The organism is Rhizobium sp. B230/85, assembly GCF_019355735.1.
Classification (GTDB): domain Bacteria; phylum Pseudomonadota; class Alphaproteobacteria; order Rhizobiales; family Rhizobiaceae; genus Rhizobium; species Rhizobium rhododendri.
The window spans coordinates 790,011-808,123 of record NZ_CP072157.1; the positions used below are offsets into that span (position 1 = coordinate 790,011).

18 protein-coding genes and 2 tRNA genes are annotated in these 18,113 nt (G+C 54.5%); 5 read left to right on the forward strand and 15 right to left on the reverse strand.

Translation table 11 applies throughout. The features are described 5' to 3' along the window. The first annotated feature begins 194 nt into the window (after positions 1 to 194). On the forward strand, positions 195 to 1,487 hold the full coding sequence (locus J5289_RS21730; RefSeq protein WP_209207318.1) for a DNA cytosine methyltransferase: 1,293 nt from the start codon (positions 195 to 197) through the stop codon (positions 1,485 to 1,487). Here J5289_RS21730 and J5289_RS21735 read toward each other — a convergent pair. The 8 genes from J5289_RS21735 to J5289_RS21770 form a co-directional block, all read right to left on the reverse strand. Continuing rightward, the gene (locus tag J5289_RS21735) at positions 1,432 to 2,334 is read right to left on the reverse strand and encodes a hypothetical protein (RefSeq protein ID WP_209207317.1); all 903 of its coding nucleotides are present in this window, start codon (positions 2,332 to 2,334) and stop codon (positions 1,432 to 1,434) included. The genes J5289_RS21730 and J5289_RS21735 overlap by 56 nt on opposite strands. After that, positions 2,334 to 4,658, reverse strand: coding sequence for an ATP-binding protein (locus J5289_RS21740; RefSeq protein WP_247750730.1), 2,325 nt, complete (start codon positions 4,656 to 4,658; stop codon positions 2,334 to 2,336). The genes J5289_RS21735 and J5289_RS21740 overlap by 1 nt, the downstream gene beginning before the upstream one ends. Before the next feature lie 161 nt (positions 4,659 to 4,819). Beyond that, on the reverse strand, positions 4,820 to 5,749 hold the full coding sequence (locus J5289_RS21745; protein ID WP_209207316.1) for an HNH endonuclease signature motif containing protein: 930 nt from the start codon (positions 5,747 to 5,749) through the stop codon (positions 4,820 to 4,822). 58 nt (positions 5,750 to 5,807) lie between these two features. After that, positions 5,808 to 7,652: a hypothetical protein gene (locus tag J5289_RS21750; protein ID WP_209207315.1), complete on the reverse strand. Its 1,845-nt coding sequence runs from the start codon at positions 7,650 to 7,652 to the stop codon at positions 5,808 to 5,810. A gap of 92 nt (positions 7,653 to 7,744) precedes the next feature. Then, positions 7,745 to 7,821, reverse strand: a tRNA-Met gene (locus tag J5289_RS21755). A gap of 149 nt (positions 7,822 to 7,970) precedes the next feature. Then, the gene (gene mnmA / locus J5289_RS21760) at positions 7,971 to 9,170 is read right to left on the reverse strand and encodes a tRNA 2-thiouridine(34) synthase MnmA (protein ID WP_209207314.1); all 1,200 of its coding nucleotides are present in this window, start codon (positions 9,168 to 9,170) and stop codon (positions 7,971 to 7,973) included. 214 nt (positions 9,171 to 9,384) lie between these two features. After that, positions 9,385 to 9,675 (reverse strand): hypothetical protein, encoded by a 291-nt coding sequence (locus J5289_RS21765; RefSeq protein WP_307877419.1) that lies wholly within the window; start codon positions 9,673 to 9,675, stop codon positions 9,385 to 9,387. Positions 9,676 to 10,027: 352 nt separating this feature from the next. After that, positions 10,028 to 11,134: a mechanosensitive ion channel family protein gene (locus J5289_RS21770; RefSeq protein ID WP_209207312.1), complete on the reverse strand. Its 1,107-nt coding sequence runs from the start codon at positions 11,132 to 11,134 to the stop codon at positions 10,028 to 10,030. Between the two features lie 263 nt (positions 11,135 to 11,397). Here J5289_RS21770 and J5289_RS21775 point away from each other — a divergent pair, with 263 nt between their 5' ends. Beyond that, on the forward strand, positions 11,398 to 12,360 hold the full coding sequence (locus J5289_RS21775; protein ID WP_209207311.1) for a glycosyltransferase: 963 nt from the start codon (positions 11,398 to 11,400) through the stop codon (positions 12,358 to 12,360). Between the two features lie 69 nt (positions 12,361 to 12,429). On the opposite strand, the gene serA is transcribed toward J5289_RS21775, so the two are convergent. The 3 genes from serA to J5289_RS21790 form a co-directional block, all read right to left on the reverse strand. After that, a complete protein-coding gene (gene serA / locus J5289_RS21780) occupies positions 12,430 to 14,025 on the reverse strand; it encodes a phosphoglycerate dehydrogenase (protein ID WP_209207310.1) in 1,596 nt (531 codons plus the stop codon). Between the two features lie 83 nt (positions 14,026 to 14,108). After that, positions 14,109 to 15,287 (reverse strand): phosphoserine transaminase, encoded by a 1,179-nt coding sequence (locus tag J5289_RS21785; protein ID WP_209207309.1) that lies wholly within the window; start codon positions 15,285 to 15,287, stop codon positions 14,109 to 14,111. A gap of 164 nt (positions 15,288 to 15,451) precedes the next feature. Then, on the reverse strand, positions 15,452 to 15,664 hold the full coding sequence (locus J5289_RS21790) for a hypothetical protein (RefSeq protein ID WP_209207308.1): 213 nt from the start codon (positions 15,662 to 15,664) through the stop codon (positions 15,452 to 15,454). 97 nt (positions 15,665 to 15,761) lie between these two features. Between J5289_RS21790 and J5289_RS21795 the strand changes: the two genes are divergently transcribed. Then, positions 15,762 to 15,989, forward strand: coding sequence for a type II toxin-antitoxin system HicB family antitoxin (locus J5289_RS21795; RefSeq protein WP_209207307.1), 228 nt, complete (start codon positions 15,762 to 15,764; stop codon positions 15,987 to 15,989). Positions 15,990 to 16,046: 57 nt separating this feature from the next. Here the strand turns inward: J5289_RS21795 and J5289_RS21800 are convergent, their stop codons facing one another. The 3 genes from J5289_RS21800 to J5289_RS29945 all read right to left on the reverse strand — a co-directional run bounded on the left by J5289_RS21800 (position 16,047) and on the right by J5289_RS29945 (position 17,023). Further along, entirely contained in the window at positions 16,047 to 16,385 is a 339-nt protein-coding gene (locus J5289_RS21800; protein WP_209207333.1) for a hypothetical protein, read from the reverse strand. Next, complete coding sequence (locus tag J5289_RS21805) at positions 16,267 to 16,629, reverse strand: DUF2280 domain-containing protein (RefSeq protein ID WP_307877420.1); 363 nt, start codon at positions 16,627 to 16,629, stop codon at positions 16,267 to 16,269. Before J5289_RS21805 ends, J5289_RS21800 begins: the two co-directional genes overlap by 119 nt. A gap of 142 nt (positions 16,630 to 16,771) precedes the next feature. Then, on the reverse strand, positions 16,772 to 17,023 hold the full coding sequence (locus J5289_RS29945; protein WP_374108613.1) for a putative metallopeptidase: 252 nt from the start codon (positions 17,021 to 17,023) through the stop codon (positions 16,772 to 16,774). A gap of 355 nt (positions 17,024 to 17,378) precedes the next feature. On the opposite strand from J5289_RS29945, the gene J5289_RS29950 reads away from it, so the two are divergent. After that, complete coding sequence (locus J5289_RS29950) at positions 17,379 to 17,591, forward strand: DUF6719 family protein (RefSeq protein ID WP_374108590.1); 213 nt, start codon at positions 17,379 to 17,381, stop codon at positions 17,589 to 17,591. Between the two features lie 21 nt (positions 17,592 to 17,612). On the opposite strand, the gene J5289_RS21815 is transcribed toward J5289_RS29950, so the two are convergent. Continuing rightward, positions 17,613 to 17,683 (reverse strand) — tRNA-Met (locus J5289_RS21815). Positions 17,684 to 17,759: 76 nt separating this feature from the next. On the opposite strand from J5289_RS21815, the gene J5289_RS29455 reads away from it, so the two are divergent. Then, positions 17,760 to 17,885: a hypothetical protein gene (locus J5289_RS29455; RefSeq protein ID WP_257625450.1), complete on the forward strand. Its 126-nt coding sequence runs from the start codon at positions 17,760 to 17,762 to the stop codon at positions 17,883 to 17,885. Positions 17,886 to 18,113: the final 228 nt, after the last annotated feature.

Below are 18,113 nucleotides of genomic sequence, written 5' to 3' on the forward strand. Positions count from 1 at the left end.
TCTGACTGGAAACAGCATCATTGCCACAATATATTTTGCGTACATCTGCCTACTTTACTGGAGCAAGCCGCTTGCGGAATGGAGGCCTATCATCCTTTTGCGCCAAAGCGCCTGCCCGTGGTATTATCGCCTGGCAGTTTGTAAAGGAAAATGCGATAAACGAGTGAGCGGCCTCGACACTCAAAGCGGTAACGATGAATATGCCCCCACGGTCACCGGTTTTTATTGACGTTTTTGCGGGTTGTGGCGGGCTTAGCTTGGGGTTGATGCAGTCTGGTTGGAAAGGACTGTTTGCAGTAGAGCATGACGCAAATGCCTTCCAGACCCTTGGCCATAATCTTTTAGAGGAGCGTGCAAAGCATCGCTATGATTGGCCGTTGTGGTTGCCAAAAACGCCGATAAGCGTCTTCGACTTGCTTACAAATTACTCTGAGAAGATCGCAGGACTCGCGGGCTCGGTCGACATGCTTGTTGGCGGGCCGCCTTGTCAGGGTTTTTCCAGCGCCGGGAAAAGGAATCCACAAGACCCACGAAATAGGTTGGTCGACGCCTATCTGGAAGTCGTGTCCATTTTGAAGCCACGGATCGTGCTGATAGAAAATGTTAGAGGAATCACCTCAGATTTCATGGAAGGCCCCGAAACCCGGGTCAATTACGCACAACGAATTATCGAAAAACTGGACCAAGACTATCACGTAGCGACACAACTCATTGATGTTTCAATGTTTGGCGTTCCCCAAAGACGGCATCGATTTTTTATAATCGCTGCTCGACGAGGTTGCGGCTTTGAAGATTTTTCCCCGTTTGAGAATTTAGAGTTGAATCGACAGCGATTTTTAAGTGACAAGGGGATCGCAGTGGCCCCGGTAACCGCTAAAATGGCGATTTCTGATCTAGAGGTCGCTCGCAATGGGAAAGCCGTAAGTCGCGACACCAAGGGTTTCGAAGAGATCACCTATTCCTCACCTATAACGTCGTACCAGCGGCTTATGCGTATGGGCACATTATCTGGTATAGAAGACACCCGCCTCGCGAACCATCGCGCTGACATCAAAATCCGGTTTGCCAAGTTTATCGAGCTTTGTCATTCGGAAGGGCGTCTGAACAAGTCACTTTCGGCCGAGTTGAAGGCCAGCTTCGGCCTGAAAAAATCGGCGATTCGCGTTTTGGACCCCGATCAACCCTCTCCAACAATCACCAGCATGCCAGATGACTTAATCCATTATTCGGAGCCGCGAACCTTAACTGTACGCGAAAATGCCAGACTACAGAGTTTTCCCGACTTCTTTGAATTCAAAGGCAAGTACACAAGCGGCGGTGAACGCAGAAAACACGAAGTTCCTCGTTTCACACAAGTAGCGAATGCTGTGCCACCACTGATTGCCGAAGCCATAGGTAGAATGCTTGCGTCAACTCTAGTAGATATACGTTCTACTTCTCAAACAATCCGTGAACAATCTCATGAAAGTCTAGTATTCCAACCCTGAGAGCCTTCATTGTATCGGCGGTAATCTCATTGCCGTTGCGATCAAACAGCTTTCTAGAGAAGCCCTCCCGCACTACAGTAATATGCGCAAGGTCATTTCTTCGCGGCATAATGGAGCTTCGATAGGTCTCAAAGCTGGCATTCTGATCTTGATGCAAGCCCGCTGCCTTCAGTAACTTTGTCAACAATCGAAAGCGTTCGTCGCTGGAATAAAGGAGATAGTGCTCTTCCAATTCACTAAGATGCTTAATTTGTTCAATAGCGTCCAATGCTTTGTTTAGATCATCTCTTTTTTTGGCTATTCTTTCCTTCACCGCTTGCAGCGCGTCGCTTTGAAGTTCTTGATTGGTGTCAAAGAGATCAGCCAAATTCACATTGACGATTTGATCGATATCACTTGTCGCGCCCATCACGATGCCGCGAGAGTGATCGATATCAAGAACTTTTCTCACCAGATTTTCGAAAACACCCTCAACAACATCAGGCAATTCAGGCCGATGTGCAGTGAATACGCCAGCGATCTGTTTCTGAGCAATCATAGCAGCAAGGTTCGTCGTCGCCTGACCAGAATAAAATATTATGTCTTTGTAGGCGAAGACGTCGCGGACTTCCGCCACTCCTTCATCACCTTTCTTGCCCGCGCCTAAATCGTAGTCCATCAACACAAGGTCGATGTGGTCGCCGTAAATAGAATTCGATAGGAATTCGGTAGCCGCCTCGACAGATGGTGCAAATTGCACCGCCAGCCTAAATCCTTCTTTGCGAATAATCGACGCGATCCTATCCTTTTGGGACTCGACAAGGACTTGATTATCCTCGACCCATAGGACATTGAAATCGAGCCTCATTATCGTGCGATCCTTATCAAGAAGGCTGCTCCGCGAGCGCCGTTGGGGCTAACTACTTCTATCGTGCCGTTCATTTCGCCCAGCACATGCTGAACGTGATATAGGCCAAGGCCTGAACCATCTGTCTTCGTAAAGCCCTTCTCAAATACCCGCGCTGTTTCTAAAATTGTGGGATCAAAACCCCTGCCATTATCCTCCACCCGGATGTGGATCGAGTCTTTTCCCGGGTGGGTGATTTCGAAATTGACCTTGGTAGCTCTCGCCTTGCGTGCATTCGATATCAGATTATCTACGACGACTGCGACATCTATTGGCTTAAATTGTTTCGCAAATGATTTCTCATCGGAAACGACGGAGAGGCTCATTGGCCCAGAAAGGAAGTCTTTTGCCACCTGATTTATGTACTGCTCGATATATTCGCCGATGTCAGCCTCTATCTTTTCCGATTCCAACCTAAAATTGGCTTTGGTAGCAAATTTTGTAACGCCCATGATGCGTCGGTTTAGTAAGGAAATACCATCTAAAGCTGCCAATACATCAGCTCTCGACACCGACTCTTTACCATCTATACTTACAACGAAATTTTCAATCCTTTGCTGAACGTCCACTGCATACATCGTAACTTGGTGATGTAGGTTTAATATGGTGTCGACGTCGAGAGATGAAACAGAAGTCAGAAAGAGATTTCTTTTCTTTTCTTCAGTGAGCTGAACAGTGACGGTTTCAACTATCTGCTCCGCGTGGGTAGCTCTTTTAAGAGCAGCCTCCTTAGCCCTCCGCTCTTCGTCAGCTTGCCGTCTGGCTCGTTCCTCGGAGAGCCTCATCTCCTCGAACCTGCGCTCAGCCTGTTCGATACTCGTGAAAAGTGATTGATCTTTGGTCTTTTCGGCGATGGACCTCAAGCTGGTTAGCGAACTTTCAAATTGGGATGATCTCTCGCTCAAAATCCCAATCAGTTTCGTGCTATATTCGAGAAGCTCTACTTCTTTATCGTCGACAAGTTTTGCAACAGCCGTCGCAACTCTTGCGCGACCAGGGTCTGTCATTAGCCGCGAGACATCCCCAAAATTCTTATCCTCAGAATCAACAAAGGTAACGGGAACGACATATTTCTCTAATCGGATGAGGCAATGGTCACGAAAACATCGCCGCAATTGTGCGACCGCAGGTGTCTCGATGAGGCCGGTGTTCCGACTTGAAGCCTCCTGAAAGTCCGCGTCTGCTCCGGACACGTCCAGCCGACCAATGACGTCACGGGTACCGAGAAATCGAGCATAACCTTGCTGCTTGCGGCGATCCATTTTGAACCAGTCGTCGCCCTCCTCACCAATCGGATAAACTCGGAAGCTATTTCTGAAGACGAAGACTGATCCAAACTGAACGGACGGAACGCCCATTCTCCGCGCAAAGGTCATTTTAGCAGAATGATTAAGAAAGAATACCTGACATCTGAACCCGGAAGGACTGAGCAAATTGTAAGGGTTAGGCTCTCTGATTCGGTAGATAAGCTCTCCCCGGTCGATCAGTGTCGTTTCTATCGTGTTTCGTGCCCCATCGATAACGACTTCGATGGATGTTGTCTTCTCCGACAGCGCTGAGAAAATGAAGTTACCCACCTCACCGTTCACGAGCCGGGCATCATTAGGTTCTTCGTTTCGTCGAAGTGAGTTGTTTCGTTCTTCCTGATCCGCTCCCCACTCATCAGGCGCGTGCAGATAAATCTTGAATCCATCGGTAGAAGCACCGAACGGATTTATCAGTTTCGCGAGAGCAGACTTCAATTGCAGAATTTTGTCGCGATCCCATACTTGCCGCGTCTGTTCAATTGCCACCACGGTCCCATGTTCAAGTGAAGGAACCAATTCAGGAATTTCAAATCCGCCCGAGTTTTCGGAATATGAAACATCTATAGAATCGAAATGCTCCCGATGATCCTGATCGAACCGAGCCCAATTTACGTACACCGAATGAACCCTGCCACCAGACTCTGATGTTGGCAGCGTCTGTAACCTTACAGCCGCGCCTAGTCTATCAGAGGAAAAGCGACCAATACCTTTACTGCCAGCAAAGTTTCTGCGCTCAGCAATAGTGTCGCGGAAGTCGGCCTGCCTGTTTACTTCCTTTTTTGCTGAGTATGCAACAAATAGCCATTTGCTCCGGATGTCGTCATACGACATACCAGACCCGTTGTCGGCGATGATGATTTTCCCATCGTCGAATACTAGATCGACCCGAGTGGCTTGAGCGTCGAAAGAGTTTTTTACCAATTCAAAAATAGCAACTTCGTCGTCTGTGATGAGGTCGCTACCTAAGACGCTTTTCAAGCCACTACTTACGTCAAAGTGCAGGTCGGTCAGGTGAGGGCCCTCGTCAGAAATAAGGTGGAGAATCTGTTAAGGTAGTTATGTATCGAAAAGATAGCGGTACACAACCATCGCGACAGCAGTTTTGCGCATCATCTAGCCGGAAGGCACAAATCATATGCCTATCCTAACTTGCCATGAGCTTTGAAAAGCAAGTCAGCAATATTTGGCTTATCAACGATGCCACCGCCGGAACTGACGCGGAACCGAAACTGATGGCCGTCATCACTCATGTATGCATTGAGACCATGGTGTACCTCACGGTGGTGATGCGGACAAAGAATTACAACATTGGCAGCACGCAAGACGCCTGGCTGAAGTGTCGAAACCAGAACTACGTGATGAGCTTCCACAAAGGGTCTCTCGTCCTTCCCGATAAACGTCTCACATTCGATGTTGAGTGCGTCGCCTATCTGGCACCTGTGACCAATCAGGCCCTTCATAATTTGACCGACTGGCCCACGCTCTATACGCGTACTAAGCCGCTCTTTTGCGTCGGGCGAAACAGTATTATATCGCTCCAACGCTAATTGAAGTCTATCGAGCGTAGCCTGTGCTTGATCTCGGCTACTTTCATCAGCGCCGGAGATGAATTGATCTAATTCCTGTTCGTCATCTAGGCTTCCTTCACGAATGTATGAAGCAAGGTCGCCGATCCCGATCTCTTCGGGAAATTTTATAGAGAGAGAAATGCTTTTCTCAGGATTTCCAGAACCTCCCGCATCAACCTCCCGAGCCATGTTGCGCACAGACTTCCGTATCTTCGCTACCAGATCGGCATGGTCGACCTCACTCAAGCGGACGCTATATTCCAGTGCTATTTTCAACTCTTCCCGGGAGAGTCTTGAGGCTTGCTCGCTGGTGCTCTTAAGCCAGGCGTCAGTAAGACGGCCTTGCAGTTCACCACAACGCTTTAGCAGGAGTAGCTGAGCGCTTTTATAGGCCCTGTTGCGACCGCCGCCCGCTGACTTAAGGAATATCTCATAGTCTCTACCCGCCCCCGTAATATCGAATTCAGCATCAAGCTCTTCTCCGCCGTAAAGTAATTTCAAAGCTATAACCCCTTAATTTAATCAATGACCGACTGGTCAATGTTATATAACCTATTTTTTATTTCCTGCTGCTATCGTGCTTACTTCGGTAATACGTTGACCAGCTGATTCTATTGATCCATGGCTTAATTATCTTCAACTCACCTCGGTCTGCTCGCTCTTTTGCGGCCAATAAAATATCCGACATCTTATCAATAGTCGGATTCTGGGCTTCAACCCAGGACTTAAGGTCTCGGGTGGTTAAGCGGGATTTCGATCCATAACGAGTTGGCATGTCGCTCTTGTTCGAGTGGCCCATCAACCTTTTCCTGGCCCTATGGGTCAGGTTTGAGTCATCGACTAAATCAGCGAAAAAATGTCTAGTCGAATAAACTGTGACATCCTTGCGTTGTATCGATGTTTTCGTTTTGAGGTATTGCCAACTCTTAGTAAGGGGTTGACCCCACCGCATCTCGCCATCTGGTTTTGGATAGGGTTCCCATTCGGGGAACACGACCGTGCATCCGACCTCTTCCAACGCTTCCAGCCTCTCCAGTAAGCCGAGGTCCAGGATGAGAGGGTGAAGGGGCACTATTCGAGCGGATTCTGCGGTCTTAAAGCGCACCACGTCCTTGAGTGGAACTCTCCCTTTGGAGGGGTCAAAACCGCGCAAATCGAGATACCAAATGCCGTCACGCTCCTCGAAATCGGCAATTTTAAGCCGTCCTAATTCGCCGGGCCTTAGTCCAGTAAGCAGCAACAAAATGTAAGCCCAATACAGATGGTTCTGCACGAAGAACTCACCTGGCCTCCAAATGCGGTCTTTCCCATCACAACCAACAAAGAGAGGCATGGAAACGATTTCCAATACCTCCTCTTGCCGAAAAGAATCTCGCGGTAGGGAAACTAGGTTTTCTCCACTTACATGGGTAAAAATTGGCTTCTTGCCAATGTAGTGGCCCTCTGAGATGAGCCAGCCAAAGAATTTTGATAAACTACTATGATAGCCTTTTTCGATACGCGCACCCGTAAGACGAACCAGATTATCCCAGCCATTTGCGGCGGCGTACCTATACCTGTTTGAAAGCGTGCTCGCCTCTTGTTTGGGAATATTTGGCCGATTTGGGATGTCGACCATCATTCGGTCGAGGCGAGTGAAGTCCGCTGGTCCTAACTGGCCCACTTTCGGATCATCAAATTCGTCTATTAGGAAATTTACAATTAACGCGTCAGCCGCAAGCCCGTCTCGGCTCTTTCCTGCAGAGTTTCCAGCCGCCAAATAGAGCTTCAGGGCATCAGACACCTTAATTCCGGCAGCAGGTGTGGGTTGGTTTTGTGCTACATCTGCGGGCGGTGCAGCGGAGGCTAAAGGAGTAGAAGGTTTAGGGTGCACAGCTCTTCCATGCTGCAACGCCAGACGATTGAGCACCTGTTCCATCTTCGCTTCGGTCCTACCTCGCGCATGTGCCGCACTGATGGAGGCATGCTCCGCAAGTTCGCTCGCGAATTTCCGCGCTTCGATGTTAAACAAGTCGATGCGCCTCAACTTTGAGAATAGCTCGACGTCGTGATCGCCGTACATCCACTTTTTAGTAACGTCTAATTTTCTGATCGTCTGTTGTGCGTATGCAGAGAAGCGGGTTCTCGCTAGTAAACGCTCTTCACTAGGAGGAAATGCGTCATGCAAATATTCCTCCGCTTGCTCGTTGAGAATTTCAACCATTTCGCTGAGGTTTTTTTTGTCATTCATTCGTTGCAGCCAAATCAAAATTTGAACGAGTCGGGATTTGGCTGAAATGTAGTCGGAGGTCTCTAAAGAAGTCCTATACAGAGGCTTTCCTAGAAGTTCCGCCGTCAGCTTCGACAGACGCAGCTGCAGGTAATACCGGCCTTCGCGTCGGGTGAGATAGGATGCAATTGCCATGAAAATCTCCGCGTACAAGAGCGAGAGATGTCACACACGAGCCGGAACCTCCGGAGCATGGCAAGCTACTGATCTATTTAACATTTGGAAGTTGGTAGCGGGAGAGGGACTCGAACCCCCGACACGCGGATTATGATTCCGCTGCTCTAACCACCTGAGCTACCCCGCCGCAAGACCTTTGCGACACTCTTGAATTCGAGGCGAAAGATCCGTTTGGCTGAGCGGCTTATAAAACCGCCTTCACCTTAGTGTCAAGCGCGGCAGAGACAAAAATCGACGCGCCGAGTAACAGGTCATGTTCCGGGCGCTTGGCAAGGCTCAGGCGGCGAAGGCCGGGCGCAGCAGGGCTGCGAGCGACGCCTCGGCCGATGGCTCACGCTCGGATCGTTCGATAAAGCCGCCGCCGTAGACCCGGGCATTGTCGCCCGGTGCAGAATAGAGCGCGCAGGCCTGTCCGGGTGCAACGCCGGCCTCGCCGATCGTAAGATCGACATAGATGCCCGACGCGTTGACGTGCAGCACGGCTGGCGTCGGCTGGCGGGTGGAGCGAACCTTGGCGTAGCAAGCAAACCCCTCGCCCGCAGCGGCCACTTCCAGCGCCTCGTCGCCGAGCCAGTTAACATCACGCAGGTGCACGCGGTGCGTCTCCAGAGCCTCCCTCGGGCCAACGATGACACGGCGCGAGCGGGCGTCGAGGAACACTACATAGAGCGGTTCGCCGGTGGCAACGCCGATGCCGCGCCGCTGGCCGATTGTGTAGTGCAGAATACCCTCGTGGCTGCCCAGCACGCGTCCGTCGAGATGGACGATCTCGCCGGCGAGCGCCGCATTCGGCTTCAGCTTGGTAATGATGTCGGAATACTTGCCCTGCGGCACGAAGCAGATGTCCTGGCTGTCGGCCTTCTTGGCAACGACAAGCCCCATCTCCTCGGCCAGCGCCCGGGTGTCGGCCTTCGGCAGGCCGCCGAGCGGAAAGCGCAGGTAATCGATCTGCTCCTGCGTGGTCGCAAACAGGAAATAGCTCTGGTCGCGATCGGCGTCGGCAGGCCGGTAGAGCGCCCGGCGCCCGGGATTGTCGGCAGAGGGGTTCGGACGCGAGCGGATGTAATGGCCAGTGGCCAGCGCGTCGGCGCCGAGCTCCCTTGCTGTTGCCAGCAGATCGGCAAACTTGACCGTCTGGTTGCAGGAGACGCAAGGGATCGGCGTCTCACCGGCCACATAGCTTTCCATGAAGGGATTGATCACGGTGTCGCGGAAGCGCTGCTCATAGTCGAGCACGTAATGGGGAATGCCGATCGTCTCGCAAACCCGGCGCGCGTCGTCGATATCCTGTCCGGCACAACAAGACCCGGCACGATGCACCGCAGCACCGTGGTCGTAGAGCTGCAGCGTGATGCCGAGCACGTCGTAGCCCTGGCGCTTCAGGATGCCGGCCACCACAGAGCTGTCGACGCCGCCGGACATGGCAACGACGATGCGGGTATCTTCCGGACGCTTGTCGAAATCGAGTGAATTCACGGTCTGCCTGCCGTTCCCTTGTCGCGCGTTCTGGTGACGTTCCGCGCCATGCCCGCAGATCGAAGACATCTGGCTTGCCGGACCAAAAGAGGCTCCGGAAACCTGCGGTTTCTGGCAGACGATATAGAAAGAATTGGCATTGCACGCAAGGCCCGGAGCGCAAACGCAGGCAGCCGCCCGATTGGCGGCCGGCTGACAGAGCATTTTGTCGTTCTCACAGCGTCTCGCCTCGCGCGCGAACGATGCAAAAGGTATAGATTGTCGCGTAGCTCGTCGAAACGATCAGCGGCAGGGTAATGGTCTGTGCGATCCGCGGTGTGCCGCCCAGACGATGCACCAGGATGAGAACGGCTGCAGAACCCAGGCCGGTAATCAGCGGTGGCGCCCAAAGAGCTACACTGCCAGGAAAGCGCTTTGCCAGCACGTCTATGGCCGACTTCTGAATCACCATGAGCAGCGCAAACAGCATTCCCTGCACGAGCCCGGCCGACAGGGGCTGCGGCATCGGATACCTGCGGTTTGCATAAAAGGCCCAACTGCCCATGGCAGCGGACGCAAGCAGGAGATGAACAAGCATGCTGGATGCAAAGCGACGCAACACTGCCCTCATAAAAGACCATCCAGTACCGAAAAAGACGTGCGAACAACGGCACCGAAAAGACGACGGAATAGAGGCGCCGGGCGACAAAACGCAATGCCCTCAATTCGATTTTGTCGTAGCGTTACCGTGAATGGTTCGAACTGCAGCTTTGAGCGACGCAATCGACTGTGTGTTTTATGGAAGACCACCGCCTGGATCTACCGCGAGCATCGACCGGAGACCTAGAAATCGCATCCGTCCACAACGGCGGCAATTCCTACGCCGCAGGGCTCGACTGGTTCGGCTCGCGCGGCATCAGTTCGCGCATGTCCATGCGCAACTGCGGCAGTGCCTTTGGGTACTCCGACTGAATGAACTCGATCAGTTTTTCACGGACCTCGCACCGAAGGTCGAACGTCCGGCCAGCGCTCGATGCGGACACGAGAATGCGGACTTCGAGCACAGTCTCGCGGAAATCCGTGACGGCGACATTGACCACGCGCCGATCCCACAAGGCCGATTCCGCCGCTATCGCCTCAACCTTCGCACGCAAAGCCGCCACCGGCACGCTGTAGTCGAGATAGATCATGACTGTGCCGATCAGCGACGAGCTTTCGCGTGTCCAGTTCTGGAACGGCTTCTCCATGAAATAGCTGAGCGGCAGTATCATCCGGCGCCAGTCCCAAAGCTTGACTACGACATAGGTCGAGGTAATCTCCTCGACATTGCCCCATTCGCCCTCGACAAGCAGTGCGTCGTCGATGCGGATCGGCTGGGTGATCGCAAGCTGTATGCCGGCAAACAGGTTCTTCAGGACCGGCTGGAGGGCAAGACCGAGGACGATGCCGGCGACACCGGCCGAGGCAAGCAGGCTGACACCGTATTGACGCACCGGCTCAAATGTCATCAGCGCTGCGGCGATCGCCACGATGACGATCATGAGGTCGCCGATGCGCTGCATGATCTTCGATTGCGTCACATGCTTGCGGGCAAGCAGATTGTCCTCCGCATCGAGCTTGAAACGCCGGAGGTAGACGATCATCCAGATGTGCAGGGCCGACTTGCTCATCCAGGCCACCTGCGCGATGAAGCAGATGAGCAGGACGTGGCGCAACAAAGACGCCTGCACCTCGATTAACGGGGCAACCGAGACCGCGAAAGCCAGCGCCGCGACGACGATGGCAAAACGCGCCGGGCGTTCCGTGCGCGAGATCAGCGACCGCCAGAACAGATCCCAAGTGGCGACCAGCCGCGTGAGCATGTTGAAAAGCAGCTTGTGGACCACGAGGCCAAACAGGATCGCCGCAATGATCAGCACGAAGCCGACGACCCAGCCGGGCAGCCAGTTCAATTGATCGTCAACTTTTGCCAGAAATTCCTTCATGCCCCCAAAATAGTGTGCAGTGCGGTATAGAAAAGGGTGCGCGGCAAAATTTGCATTCCGAGCCAACCTGCAGACAGCGGTTGCTTGCAGATATCACCTCAGTCACGTTCAGATTTCATAAACCATCCCCGTTCGGCGGTTCGGGAATAGTGGCGCGGCTACCCTCATCAGCACCAAATCTTAAAGACACGCCCTTAGAACTGTAGGCCCCGTGCTGCTCGTAAATTTTGGCACGGAAAGCCTCTGTGTCCTGGAGCTGCCGAATGCTGGAAGTCACCGAATTCAAACCATCGTCGGCAGCCTTCGGCAAGAAGCGGATCGCCGTGCTGCTTCCCTGCTACAACGAGGCCGTGACGATCGCCAAGGTGGTGGCCGATTTCCAGATGTCGCTGCCGGGTGCCGCCGTCTATGTCTACGACAACAATTCATCCGACGGCACCGGCGCCATCGCCCGTGCTGCCGGCGCCGTCGTCCGGGTGGAGAAGCGGCAGGGCAAGGGCAATGTCATTCGTCGCATGTTTGCAGATATCGATGCCGACATCTATGTTCTTGCCGATGGTGACGGCACCTACTCGGCGCTGTTTGCCCCGATGCTGATTGACGCTCTGATTTCAGACGAGCTGGATTTCGTCAACGGCTCGCGCGTCTCGACACTCAGCGGTGCCTATCGACCCGGCCACCAGTTCGGCAACAGGCTTTTGTCCGGTATCGTCCGCAGGATCTTCGGACCGCAATTTTCCGATATGCTGTCGGGCTACAAGGTCCTGTCGCGCCGGTTCGTCAAATCGTTTCCGGCCATGTCCAGCGGCTTCGAGACGGAGACCGAGCTTGCAGTACATGCGCTGGAACTGCGCATGCCTTGCGCAGAATTGCCGACACCCTACAGCGAACGGCCGGAAGGTTCGGTGAGCAAGCTGAACACTGTGCGTGACGGTGCGCGTATCATGTTGATGATCGTCAAGCTCATCAAGGAAGAGCGGCCGCTGATGTTCTTCGGCCTGTTTGGCCTGCTGTTCTTTACCATTGCAACCGTGCTGATGGTGCCTGTCCTGATGACCTTTTTCGAGACCGGACTGGTTCCACGCCTGCCAACGGCAATTCTCAGCCTCGGTATGGTGCTGCTCGGGTTTCTCAGCATCTTCACCGCCCTCATCCTTGACATGACCACCCGCGCCCGCCGAGAGATCAAACGCCTCATCTACCTGTCTGTCGGTCGGATTCTCTGATTAGCAACAAAAACGCATAAAGCCGGCGCGATCGCTCGCGCCGGCTTTATGTTTTGATAGATATGAAAATCAGTCGACGTTGAAGACCAGAGGCCGCGCCTGGCGGATGGCAGGATTCGCCGTCAGCTTCGCGAGCACTTCCGCGCTGATCGCACCATCGACGTAGAGCAGCGCAATGGCGTCTCCGCCCTGGCTGTCGCGGCCGAGCTGGAAGTTGGCGATATTGACATCGGCCTGCCCGAGCGTCGTCCCGATGAAGCCGATCATGCCGGGAACGTCGGTGTTCGTGATGTAGACCATGTGCTGCCCGACATCCGCGTCCAGATTGATGTTCTTGATCTGGATGAAGCGCGGCTTGCCATCCGAGAACACGGTGCCTGCAACCGAGCGCGTCATCTCGTCGGTCTTGACGGTCAACTTGATGTAGCCGTCATAGACGCCGGTCTTGTCGCGTTTGACCTCTGATAGCACGATTCCCTTTTCCTTGATCATGATCGGCGCCGAGACCATGTTCACGTCGGATACCTGGGTACGGATCAGGCCGGCCAGCAATGCCGATGTCAGTGCCTTGGTGTTCATGTTGGCCGTAACGCCGTCGTAGAGGATCTCGATTTCCTTGATCGGCTCGTCCGTCACCTGGCCGACAAAAGCGCCAAGCACGTCGGCAAGACGGATGAACGGCTTCAGCAGTGGTGCTTCCTCGGCAGTGATGGACGGCATGTTGATGGCGTTGGAAACGGCGCCCTTCATCAGGTAGTCCGACATCTGCTCGGCGACCTGCAGGGCGACATTTTCCTGCGCCTCTGTGGTGGCAGCGCCCAGATGCGGCGTGCAGACGACGTTCGGCAGACCGAACAACGGGCTTTCCTTGGCAGGCTCGACCTCGAAGACGTCGAAGGCCGCACCGGCGACATGGCCGGACTTTATGGCTTCGGCAAGGGCTGCCTCATCGACCAGCCCGCCGCGCGCGCAGTTGATGATGCGAACACCTGGCTTCGTCTTTGCAAGCGCCTCCTTGTTGAGGATGCCGCGCGTCTTGTCGGTCATCGGCACATGCAAGGTGATGAAGTCAGCCTGGGCAAGAAGCTCCTCCAGTTCGACCTTGGTGACGCCCATTTCCTCGGCCCGCTCCTTGGACAGGAAGGGATCGTAGGCGATGACGTGCATCTTCAGCCCGAGGGCGCGCGAAATGACGATAGAGCCGATGTTTCCGGCACCGATGACGCCGAGTGTCTTGCCCGTGATTTCGACACCCATGAATTTCGACTTTTCCCACTTGCCGGCCTGCGTCGAGGCATCGGCCTGCGGCAATTGACGGGCAACGGCAAACATCAGCGCAATAGCGTGTTCGGCCGTCGTGATCGAATTGCCGAACGGCGTGTTCATGACGATGATGCCGCGGCGGGACGCTGCCGGGATATCGACATTGTCAACGCCGATGCCGGCGCGGCCAATGACCTTGAGATTTGTGGCGGCAGAGATCAGCTTTTCCGTCGCCTTGGTCGCGGAGCGGATCGCGAGACCGTCATAATTGCCGATGATTTCGGCAAGTTTGTCCTTGTCCTTGCCGAGTTGCGGCTGGAAATCGACCTCGACGCCACGGTCGCGGAAAATCTGGACGGCAGTTTCCGACAATTCGTCGGATACGAGAACGCGAGGTGCCATGATGGCCTCCTGAGAATGGGTTCAGCGATGAAGTCAATGAAATGTTGTGGCTCCGCCCTCTCGGCGGAGCCTGAATCGCTCGGTCAGGCGGCGGTCTTGGAAAGCGTTGCCTTCTGCGTCTGGAAAGCCCAGGCGAGCCAGGGCATCAGCGCCTGCATGTCCGATGTCTCGATCGTCGCACCGGCCCAGATGCGCAGACCGGACGGCGCATCGCGGTAATGGCCGACGTCGAATGCCACAGCTTCCTTTTCGAGGAGCGCGACAAGGCCCTTGGCGAAGGCAGCCTGGCCATCCTCGTCGAGCGCCGAGACATCCCTGTCGACGATACGCAGGCAGACGGATGTGTTGGACGCTGTTTCCGGCTTTACCGCGAGATTGGCGATCCAATCGTTGGCAGCGACAAAGTCGGCAATGAGTTTGGCATTGGCATCTGCCCGGCCGATGAGCGCCTTCAGGCCTCCGAGAGACTTCCCCCAGAGCAGCGCATCGATGTAATCCTCGACGCAGAGCATCGATGGCGTGTTGATCGTCTCACCGGTGAAGATGCCTTCGATCAGCTTGCCGCCCGAAGTCATGCGGAAGATCTTCGGCAGTGGCCAGGCAGGGACATACGTCGTCAGCCGCTCGACGGCACGCGGCGAGAGGATGATAACCCCATGGGCCCCCTCCCCGCCCAGAACCTTCTGCCAGGAGAAGGTGGTCACGTCGAGCTTGGCAAAATCGAGGTCCTGCGCGAAGGCGGCCGAGGTGGCGTCGCAGATCGTCAGGCCCTTGCGGTCGCCCGGAATGAAGTCGGCGTTCGGCACACGGACGCCGGAGGTGGTGCCGTTCCAGGTGAAGACGACGTCGCGGTCGAAATCGATGGTCGACAAGTCCGGAAGCTCGCCATAGTCGGCTTCGATCTTGCGCGCATCCTTCAGCTTCAGCTGCTTGACGACATCGGTCACCCAGCCGGCGCCAAAGCTTTCCCAGGCCACCATATCGACGCCGCGCTCGCCGAGCAGCGACCACATCGCCATTTCAACGGCGCCGGTGTCGGAGGCGGGCACGATGCCGATACGGTAATCGGCCGGTACGTTCAGAATTTCACGGGTAAGGTCTATGGCTTGCTTGAGCTTGGTCTTTCCGACCTTTGCGCGGTGCGAGCGGCCAAGCGCCGCATCGGAAAGAGCATTGAGCGACCAACCGGGGCGCTTCGAGCAGGGGCCAGAAGAAAAATGGGTATTGTGCGGACGGATGTCCGGCTTTGCGGTCTCAATCATGAGGCTATCCTCTCAGATAGAAAGCCCTTCGTTGGGGAAGGGTGGCCCGCCGTCACCAATACTTGAGGCCTTGAAAAAGAGCAATAGCCAAGGCGTGTTGGCCCCTCGGAAGTCTACAGTTTCGTCCTCGATCTTTTTGACGACTACGGTCATTTCTTGGAAGATCACATCGAACGAGAAAAAAACGGCGGCGGCGTTGCGGTTGGCGGCGGCGGTTGATGGTCGTCGAATTCAGACGGAACTCCAAACGCCTTGAGAAGATGCGAGTCAATCCGCACGGCGACTGGAGCATCCAGGATGTTGAAGGGGTTTGCCGCGAGCATGATATCGCTTGCGAAAAGCCCACCAACGGGTCCCACTTCAAGGTCAAACACCATTCTCAGAATGAGATTTTGACCATACGTTTCAAACGGCCCGTAAAAGCTGTATACATCAAGAAACTCATCGCGTCATCGACGCTGTCAGGACTGCCAAATGGCAAGCTACGATTATAAAATCATCATCGAGCCGCTGTCCAAAGAAGATGGCGGCGGCTACATCGCTACCGTTCCAGATCTTCCCGGCTGCATGTCTGACGGCGAATCGGTCTTGGAAGCCGCTGCGAACGTTCAGGACGCGCTCGGTTGTTGGCTTGAAGCCGCTCACGACATGGGTCGCTCTACCCTTGTCGCATCTTCAGAATATCATCGTATGACTCCATAGCCGGCTTCGGCGGCTTAGTCGGCGCTTCTAAGAAGGCCGGCCCCATGAGACCCGAGGTTAACGCCTCGGGTTTTTCTTTGCCTCGAGCATCAGCCCGACGCCTGTGACCTGCAGCCAATTAATAAGCTCGGGATTCGAGATCGAAGCTCGCCCGAACCAGACCGAAGCCTCAGATAATCGGAGCTCCCAATAATAGTCCCAAGGGAGAAATCCGGCTTCTGGTATCTCCGGGTCCGGGCTTTCCGTCTCATAGCGCTTGTTTCTAACTCGGCGGGTCTTACCGTTGGCATCCTTCACGCAGTCGTAGCGAGCAACGATCGCCACGGCTTCGCTGAGGGTTTGAACGAGGTCTTGGTAGAATTTGCACGCTCCCGGACGCCGCGGCGATCCGGTCATAGATCCAGGCAGCCTGAGGCGAAAAGACGATACCAAAGTCTCTCTTTAGAACAGCGGCAACTACGGATAGCGCGTCGAAGGAGGCGAGCGCCTGCGCCACATAGGTTTGCTGCTCGCGGGTGCGTTTTGCTTTGCTCATGGGAATATCAAGACGCCATCCAGTTTCAGGCCACGCGCAGATTGCATGTGCCGCATGCGTGGTCGATATGGGCTCGGGCAATCTCAGGCGGCCGGTTGGTTGCATTGATTATCTCGCGAACGCCGGAAGCATCTGCTCCATAGCCGCCGAGAACGCCGATGAACTGTTCTGCGTCGTGGCCTCGAATGATGTAGACTGGGCGGCCTGTCTGCTTATTGAACTTTGGCTGGCCGAAGTCGTCCAAATCTTAAGCTGCAGGATAAAGCTCGTGCTCGACAAGCGCCATCAGTTTGGCGTCGCCACATTGGGCACAATAGCTGGCAGCAAGCGTGATGATGAAGTCTGGTATCTGCCCAAACCATTCCATGACCTGCTCGGCGCGAGCACGGGACCACTTGCCCATGACGCCCTGAGGCTTTCCCTCTTCGCATTGACCGATGACACGTTTCCCCTTTGCGTGAGTTCTCGACGGCGTCGGCCAGATGATCGTGATCCGGATTGTGGACGCGTGAGGCTTCGTTGAAGATTGGCGCCACTACCCATTCGGCAATATCAGGGGCCGGAATGAAGGTGACGCGATTGTCGACGGCAGCCAGGCTTTTGGGTGGATACGGGCTGACTGTCACAGTGTCTTCCATATAAAGCGGCCTAGCGGCTGGTAACGAGCGCGGCCCAGAAGCATCAACACGCCGAACGCCACTAACGCGATAGCAACTACTAAGCAAACACCGATCGAGGCCTTGTGCATTTTGTAAGTCTTCTGCTAGCTTTAGATTGACTGCCGATCGCATGCGTGTGTTACTGTGGATGCCGCGCAAACCCGCGCCGCGCCCAAATAAAAATAGAGGCCTGCGATGCCGCTTCGTTTTGTGCTGTTGCTCGCACTGATAATTTCAACAGGATCTTCGTTTGTCGCTAGAAATGCGCCAAGTACCGGTAACTTAAGGGCCGGTGAAGTCGTCTATACAGACGATGGCAAATGCCCGCATGGGCAGATTGCCAAGGTCACCGGTGGCAATCATCGGGAAGGTATACCTAGAAAGCACGAATGCGTTGTCCACAAGTAGGACGTCACCTAAAACATTTGCTTAAGCTGGCAGGACTTGAACCTGCGGCCTCCAAGTTATGGGCCTGACGAGCGACCAGGCTGCTCTACCCGACGTGAACGAGAATTTTGGATGGGATGTTGAACGGGGAGCCGTGAAGCTCTCTCCGCGGGGCCGGCGAAATCCGCAATGCACATCCCAAATCAAATCACCGCTGCCTATAATCCCTTCGGCACACATACCAAGCGATTCTTCGGTCTGCTGGAACTCGATTTCGAGAAGGCGCTTGTTCGGGTAGAAGTCTGGAATGAATGAGGTTCCACTGCCCAAAGCGATAAATTCGGAGAAAGGGAAAGGCGTCCAGCTGATAGGGTCTTTGCCAGGGTGCCAGTCGGGGTGACCGAACGCATATGGCTTTTTACATTCGACGCATGCCTTCATGCCAAAGGTCACAGTGCCGTTGATGGCTCCGCACCATGGGCAACAAGCTCCATTGGTGAAGCAGATACCGACTGTGGAAGCTTGCGCACAGCGAGAGCGAAT